Source organism: Frankia sp. CcCS3 (genome assembly GCF_977927575.1).
Window position 1 is genome coordinate 46,079 of the sequence record NZ_CDWRCL010000004.1, and the last position, 1,817, is coordinate 47,895.

Genomic DNA, 1,817 nt, shown 5'->3' on the forward strand with positions numbered 1-1,817 from the left:
CCCTCCACATTTCCCGCCGGGCCCGCATCCGCCGGGCCCGCTCGACAACCATCACAGGGACGCTATCTGTCCACCTGCTGCACTCAGCGAGGCAGAACGCAGCGGGGACGGTGGCTGCGATCCCCGGTCACGTCCCAGCGTGCCCATTTCGTGCCCACAAGGATCTTCAGCTGTTCCAGGCTGATCGTCGCCAGCTGTCTCCGGCGACAAAAAGCCTGGTAAAGCGGAGGGCGTGGGATTCGAACCCACGACGAGGATCACTCCCCGTAGCGGTTTTCAAGACCGCCGCCATCGGCCACTAGGCGAGCCCTCCTGACCTGCGGAGACGACGTCAGGCTACGTCCGGCTCGCCGGAGTCTGCCCGCCATGTGCCCGCCGGGTGCGACTCCAGGATCTCACAGCCCGCGCCGGTGCTGTCCGCCACGTCACCCGTCGGCACCGGATCGGCCGCCGGGCAGTGGCCCGTCAGTGCGTCCGTGATCCGATCGTTGACGAGAGGCCAGCATGTAGCCCGCACATTGCCCAAATCCTCGTTTTAAGATCAAGACGCGGTGCGGGCCGCGCTTGCAGGTCCGAGCTGTTCGACGAACGCCCTCGTCGGCAGCGTGAGGAAACCAGCTGACGCAGGGAGCTGTCTTACCTCATGCTGTCAGATAGGGGATCGCGGTGCCCGCGATCGCGCTGCTTGCCCTGGCCACAGCGATTCACCCGGCGGTGTCCCACCGGCAGACGGCACCGATCACTCAGCCTCTCCTTGATCCGACCACGTTGGACCTCCGTGTCTGAGATTTCGGGTGCTGAGCCATCGGGTCACCGCGTCGGTGAGGACCACCTCGTACGGAAGGCCTCGCAGCTCGTCCGCGGTCACGTCCAGACCGCGCGCCCGCCCCAGGTCGGCCAGCCACGACCAGGGGTGGTCCTCACTGGGCTGTTCGCCATCAGGGAGTACGACGTTCAACACGTCTTGGGTGATGCTGTCGCGGGTCTCGCCGAACTGGCCCGCGCCAAGACCTGGATCACCGAGTATCCGGCTGACGGTGAAGCCGCGATCTTCATACAAGATCACCCGCCGGCCGTCGTCCAGCGTGACGAACTCACTGACCGAGAAGCTCTGGGAACTCCCGTCGTCGGCGCGCGGCGCCCACAGATCACACAAGGCGCCCAGGCCGACGATGCGACCGGGCTCGACAGGAGGAAGATCCCTGCGACCGACCGCGTCCGGGTACGGCTGCCAACTCCACTCCATACCGCTCACGTCCCCCACCTCGGGGTCCCGGGTAAACCGTTTGCAGTGCTCTTCAGTTCCACCTTAACCGTCAGCCACGGCGTGGCCGGCACGTTTGTGACCGGCCACGCGGCTGAGACGTGTTCTACCACAAGGAACTCATCCACACCCGCCCCTGGCCCACCTCGTCGACCTGAAAAGAAAGACCGCCGACTGGATAGAAAACTACTTCAACACAACACGTCGCCATTCGTCCCTCGAGTACTTGACACCCAGGGAATACGAGCCAGGCCACAGAAACATCAGCCAGCTGGCAGCCTAAAGGGCGTCCAAAAAAGCGGAAACACTCCAGCCAACGCCGGGTCGGCGCATTCACCCAAGCCGTCTTCGTCCTGGAGCAGGAAAAGATCTAGAAAAACCGACTTTGAAAATGCTCATTCCGGCTCCCGGAAGGCCACCTTTTCGCAACGGACCTACTGCGGTCCGCGAACCGATGGATTATCTCAGGAATCCCCGGCCTTCGGTTATTGCATAGTTGAATCCCCGCGCGACCGCGGGGCCGCCGACCCGGTGTCGGTGCGACCGGCCCACG

General features: G+C 64.2%; 2 protein-coding genes and 1 tRNA gene. 1 reads left to right on the forward strand and 2 read right to left on the reverse strand.

All coding sequences use genetic code 11. The features are described from left to right. Window positions 1-224: 224 nt before the first annotated feature. Both AC08OQ_RS00950 and AC08OQ_RS00955 read right to left on the reverse strand, forming a co-directional pair. A tRNA-Ser gene (locus AC08OQ_RS00950) sits at window positions 225-313 on the reverse strand. Between the two features lie 426 nt (window positions 314-739). Then, window positions 740-1,255, reverse strand: a complete 516-nt coding sequence (locus AC08OQ_RS00955) for a hypothetical protein (protein ID WP_476611866.1) — start codon at window positions 1,253-1,255, stop codon at window positions 740-742. 145 nt (window positions 1,256-1,400) lie between these two features. Between AC08OQ_RS00955 and AC08OQ_RS00960 the strand changes: the two genes are divergently transcribed. After that, window positions 1,401-1,547, forward strand: a complete 147-nt coding sequence (locus AC08OQ_RS00960; RefSeq protein ID WP_476593786.1) for an integrase core domain-containing protein — start codon at window positions 1,401-1,403, stop codon at window positions 1,545-1,547. Window positions 1,548-1,817 lie beyond the last annotated feature (270 nt).